This window comes from Pseudomonas koreensis (genome assembly GCF_036668835.1).
GTDB classification, from domain to species: Bacteria; Pseudomonadota; Gammaproteobacteria; order Pseudomonadales; family Pseudomonadaceae; genus Aquipseudomonas; species Aquipseudomonas koreensis_I.
In genome coordinates this window covers 313,575-333,112 of sequence record NZ_JAZEVW010000002.1, presented here as the reverse complement: position 1 = coordinate 333,112, position 19,538 = coordinate 313,575, and the positions used below count along the sequence as shown (strand labels likewise).

The following is a 19,538-nucleotide window of genomic DNA, read 5'->3' as shown; positions in this document are numbered from 1 at the left end:
ACGAAGCCAAACAGGAAATGTTCTGCGTCACCTCAACGATGCGTGAGTTTCGCCAGTGCGCCTTCAGCCAACTGCCGGGTCAGTTCAGCACTGCCTGTATCCTTGCCTAGCGTGAACGCCTGACCGGCCCAGAGGTTGGCGAACTGTTCCTCTTTCACCGCGCGCAAAGGCATCAATGCCCCGCCAGCGAGGGGGAACGCCGGTGCCTGCGCCGACATCGGGCCGAGTTCGCGCATCACCCGGTTGAGAATGCCCCGCGCCGGCCGCCCGGTAAAAATATTGGTGATCGCGGTTTCGCTTTCCTTGGCGCTGCGCAGTGCCTTGTGATGACTGGCGCTGATTTTCGCTTCGGTAGTGAACAGATAAGCGGTGCCTACCTGTACGGCCGAGGCGCCGAGCATGAATGCTGCTGCCACGCCGCGCGCATCGGCAATGGCGCCTGCGGCAATCACCGGTATGCTCACCGCATCGACCACTTGTGGCACCAGGGCAAACGTGCCGACCTGACTGCTCTGGTCATCGCTCAAGAACATGCCCCGATGACCGCCGGCCTCGTAGCCCATGGCGATGATCGCATCGCAACCGTGCTGCTCCAGCCAGACCGCTTCATCGACCGTGGTGGCCGATGAAAGAATCTTTGCCCCGGTAGCCTTGACTCGCTCCAGCAGCGGTTTTTCCGGCAGGCCGAAATGGAAACTGACCACCTCGGGCCGGAACTCTTCCAGCACTTCACAGGCCGCCGCATCGAAAGGCGCGCGATTGGACACCGGCGTCGGTGCGTCGAAATCAACGCCCAGTTCGCGGTAGTACGGCTCAAGCAGGTTTTTCCATTCGCGCGCGCGCTGTTCATCGGCGACTGGAGGCTGATGACAGAAGAAATTGACATTGAATGGCCTGGTCGTGTTCTGGCGAATGGTCTTCAGTTCTTCGCGCAATTGTTCAATGCTCAACATCGCCGCCGGCATTGAGCCCAGTCCACCAGCGTTGCACACGGCGATCACCATGGACGAATTCGTCGCACCGGCCATCGGCCCCTGAATGATGGGTAATTCGATGCCGAGCAAATCAACGAGGCGAGTGTCTGGCCATTGGCTCATGAAGCTGTTCTCCGTACGAGGAAGCGGGCAGGGACGGCAGAAGTGGTTTGTAACAGCAAAACTGCGTGTCGAGCCAGTTCGAAATTGAGAACAACCTGTGCAGTTTTTCAGCGCCGATGGAGCCCGCCGCCGCCCCCACCAAACGAACGATTCATCACGCGTGATGAATCGTGAAAGTTATGGGTCCGCTGGTTACCGAGGTTACGCGCAGCGGAATCGCGATTGAGGTTCTGCAATTGCGCATTGTTGTTGATGGCGGGGCGCGTTGTACCGCCCCTGGTCACCGGTTGCCAGCCATTGCCGGTCTGTTTGTAGACGTTGCCGTCGCGCCCGGCATAGACATTGTCGCCAACGTGCGCGGCCCCTCCATTACGACCGCGTACACCACCATATTGCGTGGTGGTGCCCGTGTTCGGGTTGTACACCGCTCCGCGACTTCCAGTGATTTGCGTCCCATTGCGCGCATTGCCGGCAGTGACCCGTTGACCAGCGATGGCGCCACCGTTCGGTCCGGTCGCGACACCGCTGCGCCCGGCGGCGTAGTTGCCGTTATAGACATTGTGCACGGCGCCTCTTTGCCCGGCGGCGGCAACCCCGGTGCGTGAGTTGTACGAAGCCCCGACCTGACCGGCCCAGCGATTGCCCGTCCACGCGTTATAGCCGGCGCCATACCGGCTGACCGTGGCCCGGTCGCCCCATTGATGATAAAGATTGCCGGTGGTGCCGGCCCAGCCACCGGGCCCCCATGCGATGGCACCGCCGCGATATCCGTAAGCCGCACCGGCCCAGGCCAGTGGCGCTGGATAGAGGCGCGGCCCCCAGGCATAACCCCAGCCGTAATTGCCCCACCACGGATAGGCGCCCCAGCCCCAACCCATAGCGACGGTGCTGCCGCCCCAGCTCCAGCCGAAACCGAAGCCGAAGGTCCAGCCGGTCCACGGCGTATAACGGATCGCAACACCGAAACCGTAGGTCACTGGCGGGCCGTACCAGACGCTACCGACCCACGGCGAATACGGATAACCGGTGCCATAAACCACCACGCCCGTGGCGGGGTCGACATTCGATCCTTGATATCCCGGTGTGTAGCCAACCACCACCGTACCGCCGCTGGATTCATAGACTTTGACGTAAGTGAGGTAATGCATCGGTGAACTCGGCGGTATCGAGTAGATCACCGCCGGCACCGAGCTGGCGACCACCCAGGGCCCGTTGACCGTGGCCGCGCTGAACCAGATGCCGTTCTCCACCGCGTACCAATTGTCGTTGTCGATGCGAATGATCGGTGTGGCGCTGTTGACCACATACTGCAGCGCAGTGTTGTTGATGGCTTTGAGCTGCGGCTCGCCGTCGAACTGTGGCGTCGTCATTTTCACTGCGCTCTTTTTGATCGCCGAAGTCTGCGGAATGCTTGCAGCGATGGCTGCTTCCCGAGCTTGTGGCGTGCCCGCCACGGAGGCTTTGACGTTTTCTTTCGGGCTGTCATCGGGAATATTGGCAAAGTCCGCCGGCAATTTGTCTGCCGGGGTAAACGTCCATGGGCCGTTCATATCGGTCGCGCGAAACCAGCGCCCGGAGATCAGCACGTAACTGTTCTGGTCACCGATTTCCTTGAAGATGTGCCCAGTGGTATTGCTGACATACAAAAGGCCGGTGCCCTGAATCGGCGCCCACTGTGCGGCGCCGTCAGTGACCAGTAGTTCGGTGGGCGTCGTCGCGACGAAGATTTTCGGTAGCGGCGGTTTGGCCAGGCTCGGAATCTTGTCTTTCGGGTTGCTTTGCCCGGTGAGCAGATCCACTTGTCGGCTATTGATCGCGGTTTGTTTGGCTTTTTCCAGATCAGGCGCTGGGTTGCTCAGGCGGGTATATGCACCATCGACCTGCTCGGCGACCATCCAGCCATCGAAGACATGTAAATAGTGTTTGCCCGAGGCGTCTTTCAAAAACAGCGGGCGAGTGTTGATGACCCGTTGCAGCGCAGTGCCTTCAACCGGGCGATAAGCTGGCTCACCGTCGACATAGACGAGCAGGGCGGGAACCTCGGACGTGATGATGGTCGGTGGTGAGTTTTCCAGCGGGGCGCTGTCGACTTTCTCCTCGGCCGACAGCACGCCGACAGCCGCTTCGAGCTGGTCCAGCGAGATGGTTTTCTTGCGGTTCGCGGCGTCTTTTTGCAACACGGCGATCCAGGTGTCGGCCTGGTTGGCATCGGCGGGGAAATCTGCCTTGATGATTTTGTACTGGTCGAGCGCGACCCAACGTGTGGCCTTGTCAACCAGCGTGTGCGCGCTGAATTGCACGATGCCGTAAGTCGATTTGCCATCGGCCGCCGTGGCCTCGACGGCCGCTCGAGCGTTCAGCGTGTAGCCGTCCCAGCTGTCGAGTTGCGGTTGATACACCGTCAGTTTCGCTTTGTCACTGCTGATCACCTGCGGCCATGTCGGCTCGCTCGCGGCGTCGGTGGCAGGTGCCGCCCAGGCATTCCCGAGTGCGGACAGGCAAAGCAGCAACAACACGAAAAACCAGCGCGGATAAGGCATTGTCAACTCCATCGACAGACCGCTTTCTTGAGAAACAGCAGCGAACGCACCACCGTCGAAAAAGCATAGTCGCCCGCCATGGAAACACCCGGCAGATTTGCCGTTTGGCCCATGGTCGAATGTGGCAATGTGTTTCGATGTGCTATTCCACGGCGCTACATTCTGAAAACAGTCATGCGAGGCAGTCATGTTCAACGCCATTGTGATCGACAAAGACGACAGCGGTTACCGCGCCAATCTTCAGCAGCTTGACGAAGCGCAATTGCCCGAGGGCGATGTCACCGTGGCTGTCGCGTACAGCACGCTGAATTTCAAGGATGGCCTGGCCATTACCGGCAGCAGCCCGGTGGTGCGCAAATTTCCGATGGTGCCAGGGATCGATCTGGCGGGCACTGTGGAACACAGCTCCCATGCGGATTACAAGGCCGGCGACCAGGTGCTGCTCAATGGCTGGGGCGTTGGCGAAAATCACTGGGGAGGTCTGGCACAAAAGGCGCGGCTCAATGGCAACTGGTTGATTCCGTTGCCCAAGGCCTTTACGGCGGCACAGGCCATGGCCGTTGGAACGGCCGGTTATACCGCGATGCTGTGCATTTTGGCGCTTGAACGCAATGGTGTGACGCCAGCCCAGGGTGAGGTGCTGGTCACCGGCGCCAATGGCGGCGTCGGCAGCTTCGCCATCGCGCTGCTGAGCAAACTCGGTTATCGCGTGGTGGCGTCCACCGGGCGAGTGTCGGAGCATGAATACCTGCAGCGATTGGGCGCCAGCGAAATCATCGACCGCGCGACGCTGGCCGAACCGGGCAAGCCGTTGGCCAAGGAACGGTGGGCCGCCGTGATCGATTCCGTCGGCAGTCACACTTTGGCCAATGCTTGTGCCAGCACTCGCGCTGAAGGCACTGTGGCGGCCTGCGGTCTGGCACAGGGCATGGACTTCCCGGCGTCGGTGGCGCCGTTCATTTTGCGCGGCGTGACGCTTGCTGGCATCAACAGCGTGACCCAACCGAAAGCGCGACGTTTGCAAGCGTGGGAGCGGCTGGCCAAGGATCTGGATTTCTCGCTACTGAACTTGATCAGCCACGAAATCGGCCTGAGTGACGCCATCGACGCCGCGCCGCAGTTGCTGGCCGGGCAACTGCGCGGACGCGTTGTGGTCGACGTCAATCGCTGACATGACCTGACCGAGCGCCAGGCGCTAAGGCTGCGTTTCCCGCTCCAGCAATAGCCGTTTGCGCTCGACGCCCCAGCGATAGCCGGACAGGTTGCCATCGCTGCGCACTACACGATGGCACGGAATCGCCACCGCCAGACGGTTGGCCCCGCAGGCCTGGGCCACCGCGCGCATCGACGTCGGCGCACCGATGCGTTGGGCGATTTGCGCGTAACTGGCCGTCTGCCCCGGCGGGATTTCCCGCAGCGCTTGCCACACGCGCTCCTGAAACGCAGTGCCGCGCACGTCAAGCGGCAAATCCAGCCCAATCTCTGGCGCCTCGACAAACCCCACGACCTTGGCGATCAATTGCTCGAACCCGGTATCGGCGCCGATCAGGTTGGCTTGGCGAAACTGATCCTGCAGATCACAAACCAGACGATGCGGATCTTCACCCAAGAGAATCGCACACACTCCGCGATCGCTTTGCGCGACCAGAATCGCCCCAAGCGAGCATTGGCCAACGGCGAAGCGGATATCGTTGTTCTTTCCTGCAGCGCGGTAATCGCCAGGTTTCATCCCGAGTAATTGATCGGCTGACTCATAGAACCGGCTATTGGAATTGAATCCAGCGCCATACAGTGCTTCAGTCACCGATCCGCCATTCGCCAGATGTTGCCGCAGCTTGCGCGAGCGGTGGGCGGCCGCGTAACCCTTGGGCGTCAATCCCGTCCCGGCTTTGAATATGCGGTGGAAATGAAATGGGCTCAGGCCAGCAGTCTGCGCCAGTTCGCTGAGCGCCGGCAATGTCTCGGCAGCCTCGATATGACGGCAGGCGATGGCGACCGTCGCAGCGTGCTGTGCGGCAACATCGCTGTGATCCTTGCCGGCGCGTTTACTGGCTCGGTAACCTGCGGCCTCGGCCTGTTCAGCCGTATCGAAAAACTCGACGTTGTGCGGTTTCGGCAGGCGCGAGAGGCTGCTTGGCCGGCAATAGACACCTGTGGTTTTTACCGCATAGACGAATTGCCCGTCCGCTTTCGGGTCGCGGGCCACCACAGCGGCCCAGCGCGGATCGGTTTCAATGCTGACGGTGTTGGCGAGCGTGTCCATAAGGGGTAATCCGTTGACCTGTTTGTTTCAGGTTAACTGCTGCCGAATGCCTCGACACTCCGGGCCTTGCGGTCAAACTTTCTCGTACTGCCGGCGACGCGAAAGGTCAGATTGATGCGTCGTTCGCCCAGGCGCGGATGATGGCCTGGCTTGATCGGCAGCACGCCATGGAAACGCAAGCGGTCAACGCCGCCCCAGATCACCATGTCGCCATGCAGCAGCGGGATTCGCTGGCACTTGTCACTGCGTTCAAAACCGCCGAACAGAAACATCGCCGGCAAGCCCAGCGACAACGAAACGATTGGCGCAGCGTAGGCCTTTTCGTCTTTGTCCTGATGCAATGACATTTTTGCGCCTGGGACATATTGATTGATCAGGCAGGAATCGGCCGCAAAGTCAGCAAACCCGGCCTGTTCAGCTGCAGCGCGCGCCAGATCGGCAAACACCGTAGGTAACGCGGGCCACGGTAATCCGCTGAGCGGATCCACGTTTGAATATCGGTAACCTCGGCGATCAGTGACCCAGCCGAGACTCCCGCAACTGCTGGTGCCGACTGACATGCTGAAACCGCCGGGGGTGACCATATGGCGGAGCGGGGCGGCCGCAAGAACCGTGTCCAACTCCGACAGCAGCCGATCAACCTGTGACAAGGCAAACCCGCGTAACACCCACGCTTGCTCGCCGATTTGCTCGGCCCGGACTTGCTGGACGGGTTCGTGGTCGGTGAACAGATCAAACGTGGTCGGTTGCATGGTGTCGATTACAGCGCTTTGCTGACCTTGATGTCACTGACTGTTTGGTCTTTGTGCATTTCTTTCAGCGTCGCTTCTGCTTCCTCTTCAGTGCCGATTTCGAGCTCAGCGAACTCAAAACGTTGCTCGCCGTCGAGCTTGTACTTGATGACGTATTTGGTTTTCTGCGCCACGGTCATGTTTCCTTTTCGGGTGAGCGGTAATCAGCTGAGCTTGGTGCTCGAGCGACGGATGATCTTGATCGAGTGGGTCAGCGTCGGCTTGCGTGTCACGCTGATCGCGCGGCGGTTGACGGTGTCGATGGTGATGTTCCAGAAACCGGTGCTCGGCGCGGTGATGCGGGCCGGGAAGGTATCGAAGGCGCCGCCGTGATAAGTGTGGCGGCCGCCATTTTTGAAGCTGCGGAAGTTGGCGTCGTTCATCAGACGGATGTTGCACATTTGCGAGCACTGAATGACGACGATGTCGTCTTCGTTGAGGTGTTCGCGCTGGTGGATGAATTTCATGGGCGCCTCCAGAAGGGCTTTTTCTACAAAATCAAAACGATAGCTTGTCGATGAGCGCAGTTTATCAGCCCGCACGGGTTATTATCTGGCCGTCGGGCATCGGTTTGACAATTTTGAACAGATATTCGCGATGGGATGCGGGTTAAATGCAAAAGGCGTCGGAGAAAATCAGCGTTTGTGCTGTCGGACGGTCTTTAACGGAGGATTTGTATGAAGTGGGGTGTGGTGTGTCTGCCGTTGATATTGGCTGTCGGTGGCTGTGCGAACGTTTCCGAGATCAATGAAACGCTGCCGACCATGAGCGTAATCTCCGGCAAGAAGCCCCAGGAATATGCCGAATGTCTGGCCGAAAAGCTGGCCGACAGCCGCGGCGCGCTGCAAGTGCAGCCGCACAAGGAAGGCGTGCGAGTGATCGTGCCGGGTAAACTTTCCACCGGTGCGGCGGCCGTCTTCGATATCGAAGACCGCTCTGGCGGCAGCAGCATCAAATTGCACGAGCGCATGTCGAATGTGCCAGTGCGTCCGCATGATGTGCAAAAAGCCGCCAACGCCTGTATTTCCGGCTGATAGACTTGTCGTCGTCAGCACCAATGCCGTCGCAGTGATGCTGTGACGGCATTGTTATTTCTGGAGTCGCGATGAAGCGAGAGCACGTTCGGGAGCGCCATGCAGAGGGCCTCATCTCTGCCACGCATGTCATTCAGAACCCGGCCAATCCGGGCGAATGGATTGTGTTTTTCAAGAAAAGCGCCGGTCGCAGTTATTTTCTGGTGGACGATAACGACGAAGTCGAATCGTTCAGCCGTCTCGACGATTTGATCGAAGTCGTGCGTGGCCTCGGGATCAAATTCGCCGAAATTCATATGTAGCGACTATTTGCACACCACGAGGACGCTGCGGTTTTTGTAATTGCCGACATCCACGCCCAAGGTCTTGTCATCCTCTGTGGGGGCGGGTGTGCCGTCTGTGCCGACTATGCGATAACCGGTGCCGGCGCAAGATGCATCGGCCTTTTCGTAGCACATTGCCCAGGAGTTGGCTTCGCCGGAGCAATCGATCGCCAGGCCTTGTTCGCCGTTGTTCAGATAGGCGGGGCGCGAAGTGGCGCATCCGGCCAGGGTTAATACTGCGAGCAGAGACAGCAAGGATTTCAGGGTCATGTTCAGGTCTTCAGCAAGGGGGGGCTAGACGCTCTGACAGCGCCGCGTCGAAAAGGTTATAGCGATTGGCCACTTGTTTGTCCGCAGGCATGAAAAAGCCCTGCGCGATGGCAGGGCTTGGGGGTTGTGGCGCGGCCGATCAGTCCTGATCCTTGCCGCGGCGCTTGGCCGATGCTGGCGTGTCGGTGAATACTGCCGCCACATCGGTAGCCATTTGTTCGCTGTCGAAAGGCCCGGCGATGTGCTCGCCATTGGTGGTGGTCAGCGTCCACTTGCCGTCTTTCTTGTCGATCACATACCCGTTGACGATTTTTACCGCAGCCATCTATCTGTCTCGTTCGCTGGTTCAAAGTCGCCATGATACCGGCAAATGCGCACATTGGGGGCCGTTCAGGGTATGGTGATCCGGGTCGTCCGGTTCTTGAGCTACGCTGAATACGCTGCTGAAACCTGAATGGAACTATCGGCAAGAATATTTCTCTATCTTGGCATCGGTTAGCCAGTGCGGGGCATTGTAAGGTGCGCGCCGCCTGATTAGACTGCGCCGAAACTCGTACACACAGCCTTTTCAAGGACTTATATGATCAAGAAATGCTTGTTCCCAGCAGCCGGTTACGGTACTCGCTTCCTGCCAGCGACTAAAGCCATGCCTAAAGAAATGCTGCCGGTGGTAAACAAGCCACTGATCCAGTACGGCGTTGAAGAAGCGCTGGACGCTGGTCTGACGGAAATCTCCATCGTGACCGGCCGTGGCAAACGTGCTCTGGAAGACCACTTCGACATCAGCTACGAGCTGGAAAACCAGATCAAAGGCACCGACAAAGAGAAATACCTGGTCGGTATCCGCAAGCTGCTCGACGAGTGCTCGTTCTCGTACACCCGTCAGACCGAAATGAAAGGCCTGGGCCACGCGATCCTGACCGGTCGCCCGCTGATCGGTGACGAACCGTTCGCCGTGGTACTGGCGGATGACCTGTGCGTGAACCTCGACGGCGACGGCGTGCTGACCCAGATGGTCAAGCTGTACAAGCAGTTCCGCTGCTCGATCATCGCCATCCAGGAAGTCGACCCGCAGGAAACCAGCAAGTACGGTGTCATCGCTGGCGAAATGATCCGCGACGACATCTACCGCGTACACAGCATGGTCGAGAAGCCAAAGCCGGAAGACGCGCCGTCGAACCTGGCGATCATCGGTCGCTACATCCTGACGCCGGACATCTTCGATCTGATCGAACAGACCGAGCCAGGCAAGGGTGGCGAAATCCAGATCACCGACGCCTTGATGAAGCAAGCCCAGAACGGCTGCGTGATGGCTTACAAGTTCAAAGGCAAGCGTTTCGACTGCGGTGGCGCCGAAGGTTACATCGAGGCGACCAACTTCTGCTTCGAAAACTTCTACAAGACTGGCAAGGCTTACTAAAAGCGCTTGACTGGTCTGCAAGAAAAACCCGCTTCGGCGGGTTTTTTCGTTTTGCACCCCCTTATCAGCGGCAACGCTTGCCCAATTAGCGCCTGCGGGTATGCTGAGCGCCTGCCCAGGAGATAGAAATGGCCTACGATTTTGATCTTTATGTGATTGGCGCCGGTTCCGGCGGTGTGCGCGCTGCGCGTTTTGCGGCGGGTTTCGGTGCGAAAGTGGCGGTGGCCGAGAGTCGCTATCTGGGCGGCACCTGCGTCAACGTTGGCTGTGTGCCGAAAAAGCTGCTGGTGTACGGCGCGCACTTCGCCGAAGACTTCGAGCAGGCGTCGGGTTTCGGCTGGAACCTCGGCGAAGCGAATTTCGACTGGGCGACGCTGATCGCCAACAAGGACCGCGAGATCAATCGTCTCAACGGTATTTATCGCAATCTGCTGGTCAACAGTGGCGTGACGCTGCACGAAGCGCACGCAAAAATCGTCGGCCCGCATGAGGTCGAAGTGAAGGGTGAGCGCTTCACCGCTAAAAATATTCTGATCGCCACCGGCGGCTGGCCACAGATTCCAGAGATTCCTGGTAGCGAACATGCCATTGGCTCCAATGAGGCGTTTTTCCTTAAAGAGCTACCCAAGCGCGTACTGGTGGTTGGTGGCGGTTACATCGCAGTCGAGTTCGCGGGGATTTTCCATGGCCTCGGCGCGAATACCACGCTGTTGTATCGCGGCGATTTGTTCCTGCGCGGGTTCGATGGCGCGGTGCGCAAACACTTGCACGAAGAGTTGACCAAGCGCGGGATGGATCTGCAGTTTAATGCCGACATTGCGCGGATCGACAAGCAGGCTGACGGCAGCCTCAAAGCCACGCTCAAGGACGGTCGCGTTCTGGAGGCCGACTGCGTGTTCTACGCCACGGGCCGTCGTCCGATGCTGGATAATCTGGGCCTGGAAAACACCGGTGTGCAGCTGGATGATAAAGGCTTCATCAAGGTCGACGACGAGTACCAAACCACTGAGCCGTCGATTCTGGCGTTGGGTGATGTGATCGGTCGTGTGCAGCTGACGCCGGTGGCGCTGGCCGAAGGGATGGCGGTGGCGCGGCGTCTGTTCAAGCCGGAGCACTACCGTCCGGTGGATTACAAGATGATTCCGACGGCGGTGTTCAGCCTGCCTAACATCGGCACGGTCGGTCTGACCGAAGAGCAGGCGCGCGAAGCGGGGCATGAAGTGGTCATTTTCGAAAGCCGCTTCCGGCCGATGAAGCTGACATTGACCGAGTGTCAGGAGAAGACCCTGATGAAGCTGGTCGTCGATGGCAGGACCGACAAGGTCCTCGGTTGCCACATGGTCGGCCCGGATGCCGGCGAAATCGTCCAGGGACTGGCCGTCGCGTTGAAGGCTGGCGCGACCAAGCGCGACTTCGACGACACGATCGGGGTGCACCCGACGGCCGCCGAAGAGTTTGTCACCATGCGTACGCCGGTCAGCGCTTAAACGCCTTTCGGCTCTGGCGCTGCCGCAACGGCAGCCGCCAGACGCTGGCTTTCTTCCAGACTGGCCTGAGCTTTAGTCAATTCCTTTTCCAGTGACTGGTTGAGCTGCGTTTGCTCCTCGACGCTCTGCTTGAGTGCCTGACTTTCCAGCGAAGCGACGCGCAGGCGTTCCTGGAGGAGGGTGCGTTCGCTGTCGACGCGCGTGGCTTGTTCGAGCAGTTGATCCTGGCGCAGATTGCTCTGCTTGAGCTGATCCTGCAGCAGGCTCAGTTCGCGCTGGGTGCCACGGTTTTCGGTCAGCAAGCGTTCGTTGTCGCGATGCAATTGCGTGATCTCGTCCTGACGCATCAGCGCGCTTTGTTGTGCCTGACGCAGCTCGGCCTGAATCTGCTGCACCTGACCTTCGTGACGGCTCTGTTCCTGCTCGCGCTGTTCTTTGCTGGCGTTTCGGTAGTGCTCCAGCGCATCGCGGGCGTGCAAGTGCTTTTCTTCCAGAGAGCGGATCTGCTCGTCCTTGTCCTGCAAGCGTAATTCGAAATCGGCCAAAGCCTGATTGAGGCCGGCGTTGCGCGTCTGCTCGGTTTGCAGCATCGAGCGCGTACTGCTCAGTGCTTCGGATTCGCGCTCCAGTGCAGCGCCTTGAATGTCGTGCTGGTGCTCGAGCTTTTCCAGTGCCTGGCGCGTCTGCGCAAGCTCTGCTTCCAGCGCTTCACGCTGCGCTTCGAACTGTTCGCGCGCCTGCTCGACAGGCTCCTGCGCCTGCTCTTTCAAACGTTGCGCGAGGCGAGAAACGAGGGCGGTCAGCTCATCATCGATTGGCTCAGCCGAAGCTTCCGCCGGTTGTGCGCCGTCGTCCAGCTCCTTCAGATAGCGGTGGATCGTGGTTTTCGAGCCAGTGTTGCCCATTTCGATGCGTACTGCGTCGATGCTCGGGTGTTCGCCGCGCGCCAGAATTGCGGTGCGCGCGATCTGCACCAGTGCTTTGGTAATGCCGCCACGGGCCATATGAACTCCTACGGTTTCGTACTGTGGTACATGCCACTGATAAGGGCAGTGTACCATGCCGACATAAAAGTGAAATGCATCGAACATTAAAGGCGGGATATTCTGGTATTACCCAATGTCACACGGCAAAATGCTCGCTTGTCTCTTCAAACCAGTACGCCAGCGAGAACCAGCCCATGAGCGATCTGGATCGCTATCTGCAAGCCGCCACCCGCGACAACACGCGCCGCAGCTACCGCGCGGCCATCGAGCATTTCGAAGTGAAGTGGGGCGGGTTTCTGCCGGCGACCGCTGACAGCGTTGCGCGTTACCTGGTTGCTCACGCTTCTGAGCTATCGATCAATACCTTGAAGCTGCGCTTGTCGGCTCTGGCGCAGTGGCACAACAGTCAAGGCTTCGCTGACCCGACCAAGGCGCCGGTGGTGCGCAAGGTATTCAAAGGCATTCGCGCGTTGCACCCGGCGCAGGAGAAACAAGCCGAGCCATTGCAACTGCAGGACTTGCAGCGGGTCATCGACTGGCTTGAGCAGGAGGCGCAAACCGCGCGCGAACAACAGGATCGCCCGGCTTTGCTTAAGGCGTACCGTGATCGCGCGTTGATTCTCTTGGGATTCTGGCGTGGCTTTCGCAGCGATGAATTGTGCCGCCTGCAGATCGACCATGTGCAAGTGCACGCCGGCAAGGGCATCACCTTGTATCTGCCACGCAGCAAGGGCGATCGGGAAAACCTCGGGCAGACCTATCAAGCCCCTGCGCTGCTCAAGCTGTGTCCAGTGCAGGCGTATATCGACTGGATCACCGAAGCGGCTCTGGTACGCGGGCCGGTGTTTCGCAGCATCGATCGTTGGGGCAACCTGAATGAGGCGGGGCTGCATGCCAACAGCATCATCCCGCTGCTGCGCCAAGCGTTACAGCGCGCCGGGATCGCCGCCGAGGGTTACACCAGTCACTCGTTGCGGCGCGGTTTTGCCACTTGGGCTCATCAAGCGGGTTGGGATTTGAAGTCGCTGATGAGCTACGTCGGCTGGAAAGACATGAAATCGGCGATGCGCTATGTTGAAGTCAGCCCATTCCAGGGAATGGCTCGGATTATGGATAAACCGGATCAACCGTAGAGATCGTTTTCTTCTATTAATACAGCCAGCTAATAGCGAAAACAAATCAGCAGCATCAGGTTTGCCAATGAGCGTTCCGTCGAGTGAGTGGGTAGGATTCACCCATCAACTTCATAACCCCTGACGGAGAGTCATCGATGCCTATCATCAACAGCCAAGTAAAACCGTTCAAAGCTACCGCGTTCAAAAACGGCGACTTCGTTCAAGTCTCGGATGCTGACTTGAAAGGCAAGTGGTCCGTGGTGTTCTTCTACCCAGCCGACTTCACCTTCGTTTGCCCAACCGAACTGGAAGACCTGGCCGACAACTACGCTGAGTTCAAGAAGCTGGGCGTGGAAATCTACAGCGTTTCGACCGATACCCACTTTGCTCACGCTGCCTGGCACAACACTTCGCCAGCCATCGGCAAAATCGAATACACCATGATCGGCGACCCAACCCACGTCATCTCGCGCAACTTCGACGTGCTGATCGAAGAAGCGGGTCTGGCTGACCGTGGCACCTTCGTGATCAACCCTGAAGGTCAGATCAAAATCGTTGAACTGAACGATGGCGGCGTTGGCCGTGACGCTTCCGAGCTGCTGCGCAAGATCAAGGCCGCTCAGTACGTCGCTGCGCACCCAGGCGAAGTTTGCCCAGCCAAGTGGAAAGAAGGCGAGGCCACTCTGGCTCCGTCCCTGGACCTGGTCGGCAAGATCTAAGTCTGTGACACGCAACGCAGGGCGGCACGCCGCACCTATCTAGTTAGCTGCACCGCCCAATAAAAATGCCCGGGCGAGATTCGCTCGGGCTTTTTTTCGCCTCAAATAAAGGAAATCGCCCGTATGTTGGACGCCAATCTTAAAGCCCAGTTGAAATCGTACCTGGAACGGGTCACCCAGCCGATCGAGATCGTTGCATCCCTCGACGACGGTGCGAAATCCCGTGAAATGCATGACCTGCTCAAAGACGTTGCCAGTCTTTCGAGCCACATTACTTTGATCGACAGCGGTGACGACGCTCGCAAGCCATCGTTTTCGATCAACCGTCCGGGCGCGGACATCAGTCTGCGATTCGCCGGCATCCCGATGGGCCACGAATTCACCTCGCTGGTGCTGGCCCTGTTGCAAGTCGGCGGTCATCCGTCGAAAGCCAGTGTTGAAGTGATCGAGCAGATACGGTCGCTCAAAGGCGAGTTCAGCTTCGAGACTTACTTCTCGCTGTCTTGCCAGAACTGCCCGGACGTGGTCCAGGCGTTGAATCTGATGGCCGTGCTCAACCCGAACATTCGCCACGTTGCCATCGACGGCGCGCTGTTCCAGGATGAAGTCAATGATCGCAAGATCATGGCCGTGCCGAGCATTTATCTGAACGGCGAGAACTTCGGTCAGGGCCGTATGGGCCTGGAAGAGATCCTTGCCAAACTCGACACCGGTGCCATCGAGCGTCAGGCCGAGAAAATCAGTGCCAAAGACGCCTTTGACGTACTGGTTGTCGGCGGTGGTCCGGCCGGAGCTTCGGCGGCGATCTATGCGGCGCGTAAAGGCATCCGCACTGGCGTTGCGGCTGAGCGTTTCGGCGGTCAGGTGCTCGACACCATGGCCATCGAGAACTTCATTTCCGTACAGGAAACCGAAGGGCCGAAATTGGCGACGGCGCTGGAAGAACACGTCAAGCAATACGACGTAGACATCATGAACCTGCAACGCGCTGACAAGCTGATCGCTGGCAAAAACGGCGAGCTGCATGAAGTGCACTTCGCCAGCGGCGCGACACTCAAAGCCAAGAGCGTGATCCTGGCGACGGGTGCGCGCTGGCGTGAAATGAACGTGCCGGGCGAGCAGCAATACCGCAACAAAGGCGTGGCGTACTGCCCGCACTGCGACGGTCCGCTGTTCAAAGGCAAGCGTGTCGCGGTGATCGGCGGTGGCAACTCCGGCGTTGAAGCGGCCATCGACCTGGCGGGTATCGTCTCGCACGTCACGTTGCTGGAGTTCGACGTGCAACTGCGTGCTGATGCCGTGTTGCAGCGCAAGCTGTACAGCCTGCCGAACGTCACCGTGATCACCAGTGCGCAAACCACTGAAGTCACCGGTAACGGCGAGAAGGTCAACGGTCTGCGCTACAAGGATCGTACGACCGACGAGTTGCGCACGGTCGAGCTGGAAGGCATCTTCGTGCAGATCGGTCTGTTGCCCAACACCGATTGGCTCAAAGGCACCATCGAGCTGTCGCCGCGTGGCGAGATCATAGTCGATAACCGTGGCGAGACTTCGATTCCGGGGATCTTCGCTGCCGGTGACGTGACCACCGTGCCGTACAAGCAGATCGTGATTGCGGTAGGCGAGGGCGCCAAGGCTTCGCTGAGCGCTTTCGATCACCTGATTCGCACGTCGGCGCCGGCGTAACGGCCAGGTCAAAAACGAAAAAACCCATGAGCGATCATGGGTTTTTTATTGCGCGTGGAAAGCCACCCCTCACCCCAGCCCTCTCCCGAGGGAGAGGGAGCCGACCGAGGTGTCTGAAGTCATCCATCGACCTGAGAGAGCCGGTCGATTATGGATTCACCGCGAATCGTTCAAGTCGGCGTAATTCTTCAACATCCCCCAATCAGTCCCCTCTCCCTCTGGGAGAGGGCTAGGGTGAGGGGCTTTCAGCTTTTACAGCGGCGCAGGTTGGATGATTTCAACCCAGTAACCATCCGGATCCTTGATAAACGCCAGGCTCTTCATCCTTCCATCAGTCAGGCGCTTCTGGAAATCGCAGCCCAAGTCTTCAAAGCGTGCGCACGCCGCCACGATATCCGGCACCGAAATACAGATGTGGCCGAAACCACGCGGGTCGGTATTGCCGTTGTGGTAGGCGAAATCGGCATCGTTCTCGGTGCCGTGGTTGTGAGTCAGTTCGAGAATCCCCGGAATCGACTTCATCCATTCGGTGCGAGCAGCGGCGTCAGCCGGGATTTGCGATTTGTCGACCAGCGCGAGGAAGTACAGGCTGAATTCGGCCTCCGGAAAGTCGCGTTTTTCGACCAGCGAGAAACCCAGTACGCGGGTGTAGAAGTCCAGGGACTTGGTGATGTCTTTGACGCGCAACATGGTGTGGTTGAAAACGAAGTTGCGGGTTGCGCTGTCCGGGGTGGCGGTGACGCCGGGAAATGTGTTGAGTTCGTGCAGGCTCATGAGCCCTCCAATAACTATGGGCGAGTGATGAATGCAATGATACGCATGCCTGCCGGCATCGCCAAATGAAAGGGCAGACTTGCCCTGCGCCCGGGCGAGCCTCAGACTTCAACGCTCCATTTGCGAGTGCTTTCGGCAATGATCCGACTGTTCAAATCCCTGTTTGTGTTTTCTGCCTTGTCGTTCGTTGCGGTGTGCGCGTCCGCGGACGAGCCGAGCATCACCTGGCCGGCCGGTTGGCAGGTTGAAGCGCTGCCCGCAGCAACTGCGCAGGTGTCGCGACAGCGGGCAGTCAAAATTGACGCTGACGGCAATCAGGTCATGGTGATGGAGCTGACCATGACCGAGGTCGAGAAAGACCATCAAGTCAATTTGCCGGGCGTGCTGCTGGAGATGCGCAAATCGATTCAGAAGGATTTTTTCCAAAGCGGCTACCAAAGTGTCTGCAACAAAGTGCACGCGGCAACACTGGGATCTTTGTCTGCACTGGAAACCACTTGCACGATCACTGAAAACGGACGACATGTGCTATCACAAACCCTCGTCGCGGCAGTCGAGGCAGACAAGGCCTATGTACTTTCCTACGCGGGGCAGGCAGAGGTTTATAAAGCGAGCGCAGACGAAATAGTGGCGGTGAGAAACAGCTTGAAACTTTAAGCCGCTGTTCTGCACAAGACGGTTAGATGCCGGAAGGGATTAAGACTACAGTTTAGGCCGCCGGCAACATCAAGCAGCAAAATGTTTAGCCGCTGGCTCATAAACGTTACACAAAAGTCGCAAGTTGTACGATGAAATTCATTTCATTGTTAGATATTGTCAATAAAAAACCCCGCTTGATGCGGGGCTTTTAGTCGGCTGGTGAATTAACCGCGCAACCACGAATCAACGGTGCCAGCACCGTATTGTTCCTTCCAGGCTTTCAGACCTCGGTGGTTGCCGCCCTTGGTTTCAATCAGTTCACCGGTGTGCGGATTCTGATACACCTTGACCACCCGAGCGCGGCGGGTCTTCGGCGCTACAGCGGCCTGCAAGCCGGATTTTGCCGGGTTTGGATCGAGGATGGCGATGATGTCTTTCAGGCCTTTGCCGTAGGTTTTCATCAGCCCCTGGAGCTTTTCTTCGAATTCGATTTCTTTCTTGAGCCCGGCGTCGTTCTTCAGCGATTCAAGCTGCTTGAGCTGTTCCTGAAGGGCCTTTTCAGCTGCACGAAATTCAGCGAGTCTGGACAATATCTTTACTCCAATAGTGTGTTTGGCTGATACCAACCGCAAACAAAGCTATAAGCCAAGAGCCGTGAAGCGACTCGGTGATAATGGCTCACCTGCGAATTTTGCTCAGGTTGAAAAAATTGTAGTAGTTAATGCGCCAAGAGTAAATCCTGATGTTGTCTTGATGTAACAACAGTGGTCTTTTGTATCAATTTGGTGCGCCTAATCGGTACGCTCGTTTTGGATCAGCTTAGTTAACGATGAGTTAATGCGTCGATGAAATGCGCTGCCGGCATCGGTCTGGCGAATAGATACCCTTGGAGAAAATCGACATGGTGCGCGGTCAGATAATCGGCCTGTGCCTGCGTTTCGACACCTTCAGCAACAATACCCAAATCCAGCTTGGCCGACAGTTCGATAATCGTGTCGAGTATGTGCCGCGATAGCGCGTCGATGCCGATCATGGCAACGAAGCTCTGATCGATCTTCAAAAAGTCCACGTTGAATTTGCGTAAGTAGGCAAGGCTGGAGTGCCCGGTGCCGAAGTCATCAATGGCGATCTTCACGCCCAATGAATGCAGTTGCTCGAACAGTTGTCGGCTGATCTCGGTGGGTTCGATCAGCTCGCGCTCGGTCAATTCCAGCACCAGGCTGATGCTGCCGGGCGAGAATGCGGCGAGAAACAGGCGGCAATCCTCCACCAACTCCAGGTCCCGGCAATGGCTGGCGGTGATATTGATGCCAATGTGAAAGGGTGCAGTGAAGGTCGATGACAGCGGTCCCAGCAGCGCAGCGGTTTGCTGCATCAGCGCGCGGGTCATTGGCACGATCAGTCCGGAATGTTCGGCGAATGGAATGAACAGGTCCGGTCGCACCAGACCCTCTTTGGGATGAGCCCAGCGCATCAGCACCTCGGCCCCTGACCAGGCCTTGCTGCCGCCATGCACCACAGGCTGGAAGTAGGGAACGAACTCACCAGCCTCCAGCGCGCGAAGCATCTCGTGACTTGGCGATGTCGAGCGCTTCTGCACGACATGGCCGATCGCGCCGGACACCGCGCCGAAGAAAATCAGCAGGCTGAACAACGGCGGGTACTCAGCGGCCATGTAGCGCCAGGTCTCACCTTGGGCGAAACCGGCGCTGACGCTAAACCCATAGCGCGATGAAACCAGCGTCGTCGGCGCAACGGGAAGTTCGGGGAGGGCGCCCGTGTGGACCTTGCCCTGAACCGTCAGCCAGTTATCACCCACCTGTAAAACCAGCAGCGTCTGTCGGCCGATCAGCCGCAGGATGTTGCTCAGGTGATAACCGTCCAGCGTGGTCAACGCGCCACCGCGGCCTTCGCTGAGTCGATACACCAGCAGCGCGGTGTCCGGTGTCACCGGGTTGCCGTTCATCAGCCACAATTTGCCCTGGTTATAGTCACCGGCATTCACGACTTCCTGGTAGTCGCCAAACAGCGAGCTGCAATAGAGGTTGTTGTCCCACACCAGATTGGTTGAGCGCACGAACGGGCGGCGGGTCACTTGTTCACGCAGGGCGAGCTTGACGTTTTCGCAAGCCTGGCCGGCCAGGGGCAGCAACTCATGTGCCGCCTGGGCGGTGTTGTCGAGCATCAGTTCAAACTGACGCAAGGCCTGATCGGCGGTTTCCTGCGAACTCTGCTCCAGCGTGCGTTGCGCCTGCGAGTACAGAATTACGCAGCCCAGCACTAGCGGTAGCAGCCCGCTCAGCAGCGTGACGATAATGCGCGTGCTGCGTTTGCGGCGTGGTCTGACGGTCAACGGCATGGGCGCATCCTGTCGCGGTGGGGTGGGGCGAAGCT

Annotated in this window: 21 protein-coding genes; 9 read left to right on the top strand and 12 right to left on the bottom strand. The window is 58.5% G+C overall.

The features are described from left to right. Positions 1–32: 32 nt before the first annotated feature. Both V6F91_RS06545 and V6F91_RS06540 read right to left on the bottom strand, forming a co-directional pair. The gene (locus V6F91_RS06545; RefSeq protein ID WP_332763112.1) at positions 33–1,097 is read right to left on the bottom strand and encodes a nitronate monooxygenase; all 1,065 of its coding nucleotides are present in this window, start codon (positions 1,095–1,097) and stop codon (positions 33–35) included. 107 nt (positions 1,098–1,204) lie between these two features. Next, positions 1,205–3,637, bottom strand: a complete 2,433-nt coding sequence (locus V6F91_RS06540) for an autotransporter (protein ID WP_332763111.1) — start codon at positions 3,635–3,637, stop codon at positions 1,205–1,207. A gap of 187 nt (positions 3,638–3,824) precedes the next feature. On the opposite strand from V6F91_RS06540, the gene V6F91_RS06535 reads away from it, so the two are divergent. Next, complete coding sequence (locus tag V6F91_RS06535; protein WP_332763110.1) at positions 3,825–4,808, top strand: MDR family oxidoreductase; 984 nt, start codon at positions 3,825–3,827, stop codon at positions 4,806–4,808. 24 nt (positions 4,809–4,832) lie between these two features. Here the strand turns inward: V6F91_RS06535 and ada are convergent, their stop codons facing one another. The 4 genes from ada to V6F91_RS06515 are packed head-to-tail and all read right to left on the bottom strand — an operon-like array spanning position 4,833 to position 7,158. Beyond that, complete coding sequence (gene ada, locus V6F91_RS06530) at positions 4,833–5,900, bottom strand: bifunctional DNA-binding transcriptional regulator/O6-methylguanine-DNA methyltransferase Ada (protein WP_332763109.1); 1,068 nt, start codon at positions 5,898–5,900, stop codon at positions 4,833–4,835. Between the two features lie 32 nt (positions 5,901–5,932). Beyond that, positions 5,933–6,652, bottom strand: coding sequence for a DNA oxidative demethylase AlkB (gene alkB, locus V6F91_RS06525; protein WP_332763108.1), 720 nt, complete (start codon positions 6,650–6,652; stop codon positions 5,933–5,935). A gap of 8 nt (positions 6,653–6,660) precedes the next feature. Next, entirely contained in the window at positions 6,661–6,825 is a 165-nt protein-coding gene (locus V6F91_RS06520; protein WP_332763643.1) for a hypothetical protein, read from the bottom strand. 30 nt (positions 6,826–6,855) lie between these two features. Further along, positions 6,856–7,158, bottom strand: coding sequence for a DUF1883 domain-containing protein (locus V6F91_RS06515; RefSeq protein ID WP_007912251.1), 303 nt, complete (start codon positions 7,156–7,158; stop codon positions 6,856–6,858). A gap of 210 nt (positions 7,159–7,368) precedes the next feature. Between V6F91_RS06515 and V6F91_RS06510 the strand changes: the two genes are divergently transcribed. Then, positions 7,369–7,725, top strand: a complete 357-nt coding sequence (locus V6F91_RS06510) for a hypothetical protein (protein ID WP_203417816.1) — start codon at positions 7,369–7,371, stop codon at positions 7,723–7,725. Positions 7,726–7,796: 71 nt separating this feature from the next. Next, positions 7,797–8,027, top strand: a complete 231-nt coding sequence (locus V6F91_RS06505) for a hypothetical protein (RefSeq protein WP_039762740.1) — start codon at positions 7,797–7,799, stop codon at positions 8,025–8,027. Between the two features lie 3 nt (positions 8,028–8,030). Here the strand turns inward: V6F91_RS06505 and V6F91_RS06500 are convergent, their stop codons facing one another. Next, positions 8,031–8,318, bottom strand: coding sequence for a hypothetical protein (locus V6F91_RS06500; protein ID WP_332763107.1), 288 nt, complete (start codon positions 8,316–8,318; stop codon positions 8,031–8,033). A gap of 139 nt (positions 8,319–8,457) precedes the next feature. Beyond that, positions 8,458–8,643 carry a hypothetical protein gene (locus tag V6F91_RS06495; protein WP_090283267.1) on the bottom strand — a complete coding sequence of 62 codons (186 nt, stop codon included), beginning with the start codon at positions 8,641–8,643 and terminating at the stop codon, positions 8,458–8,460. Between the two features lie 255 nt (positions 8,644–8,898). Between V6F91_RS06495 and galU the strand changes: the two genes are divergently transcribed. Next, a complete protein-coding gene (galU, locus tag V6F91_RS06490; RefSeq protein ID WP_053120371.1) occupies positions 8,899–9,738 on the top strand; it encodes a UTP--glucose-1-phosphate uridylyltransferase GalU in 840 nt (279 codons plus the stop codon). A gap of 128 nt (positions 9,739–9,866) precedes the next feature. Further along, positions 9,867–11,225 carry a glutathione-disulfide reductase gene (gorA, locus tag V6F91_RS06485; protein WP_332763106.1) on the top strand — a complete coding sequence of 453 codons (1,359 nt, stop codon included), beginning with the start codon at positions 9,867–9,869 and terminating at the stop codon, positions 11,223–11,225. On the opposite strand, the gene V6F91_RS06480 is transcribed toward gorA, so the two are convergent. Continuing rightward, entirely contained in the window at positions 11,222–12,229 is a 1,008-nt protein-coding gene (locus V6F91_RS06480; RefSeq protein ID WP_332763105.1) for a DNA-binding protein, read from the bottom strand. The two genes, gorA and V6F91_RS06480, sit on opposite strands and share 4 nt — an antisense overlap. Before the next feature lie 176 nt (positions 12,230–12,405). Between V6F91_RS06480 and V6F91_RS06475 the strand changes: the two genes are divergently transcribed. From V6F91_RS06475 to ahpF, 3 genes are all read left to right on the top strand, one after another. Then, positions 12,406–13,344 carry a site-specific integrase gene (locus tag V6F91_RS06475; protein ID WP_332763104.1) on the top strand — a complete coding sequence of 313 codons (939 nt, stop codon included), beginning with the start codon at positions 12,406–12,408 and terminating at the stop codon, positions 13,342–13,344. A 137-nt stretch (positions 13,345–13,481) separates the two neighbouring features. Then, complete coding sequence (gene ahpC / locus V6F91_RS06470) at positions 13,482–14,045, top strand: alkyl hydroperoxide reductase subunit C (RefSeq protein WP_016774916.1); 564 nt, start codon at positions 13,482–13,484, stop codon at positions 14,043–14,045. A gap of 123 nt (positions 14,046–14,168) precedes the next feature. After that, the gene (gene ahpF, locus V6F91_RS06465; RefSeq protein WP_332763103.1) at positions 14,169–15,731 is read left to right on the top strand and encodes an alkyl hydroperoxide reductase subunit F; all 1,563 of its coding nucleotides are present in this window, start codon (positions 14,169–14,171) and stop codon (positions 15,729–15,731) included. A 252-nt stretch (positions 15,732–15,983) separates the two neighbouring features. On the opposite strand, the gene gloA is transcribed toward ahpF, so the two are convergent. Then, a complete protein-coding gene (gene gloA, locus V6F91_RS06460; RefSeq protein ID WP_332763102.1) occupies positions 15,984–16,505 on the bottom strand; it encodes a lactoylglutathione lyase in 522 nt (173 codons plus the stop codon). A 138-nt stretch (positions 16,506–16,643) separates the two neighbouring features. On the opposite strand from gloA, the gene V6F91_RS06455 reads away from it, so the two are divergent. Further along, on the top strand, positions 16,644–17,162 hold the full coding sequence (locus V6F91_RS06455) for a DUF4946 domain-containing protein (RefSeq protein WP_332763101.1): 519 nt from the start codon (positions 16,644–16,646) through the stop codon (positions 17,160–17,162). Positions 17,163–17,368: 206 nt separating this feature from the next. Here the strand turns inward: V6F91_RS06455 and V6F91_RS06450 are convergent, their stop codons facing one another. Together V6F91_RS06450 and V6F91_RS06445 are read right to left on the bottom strand one after the other, a co-directional pair. Continuing rightward, a complete protein-coding gene (locus V6F91_RS06450; RefSeq protein WP_332763100.1) occupies positions 17,369–17,734 on the bottom strand; it encodes a histone-like nucleoid-structuring protein, MvaT/MvaU family in 366 nt (121 codons plus the stop codon). 233 nt (positions 17,735–17,967) lie between these two features. Beyond that, positions 17,968–19,503: a cyclic diguanylate phosphodiesterase gene (locus V6F91_RS06445; RefSeq protein ID WP_332763099.1), complete on the bottom strand. Its 1,536-nt coding sequence runs from the start codon at positions 19,501–19,503 to the stop codon at positions 17,968–17,970. Positions 19,504–19,538: the final 35 nt, after the last annotated feature.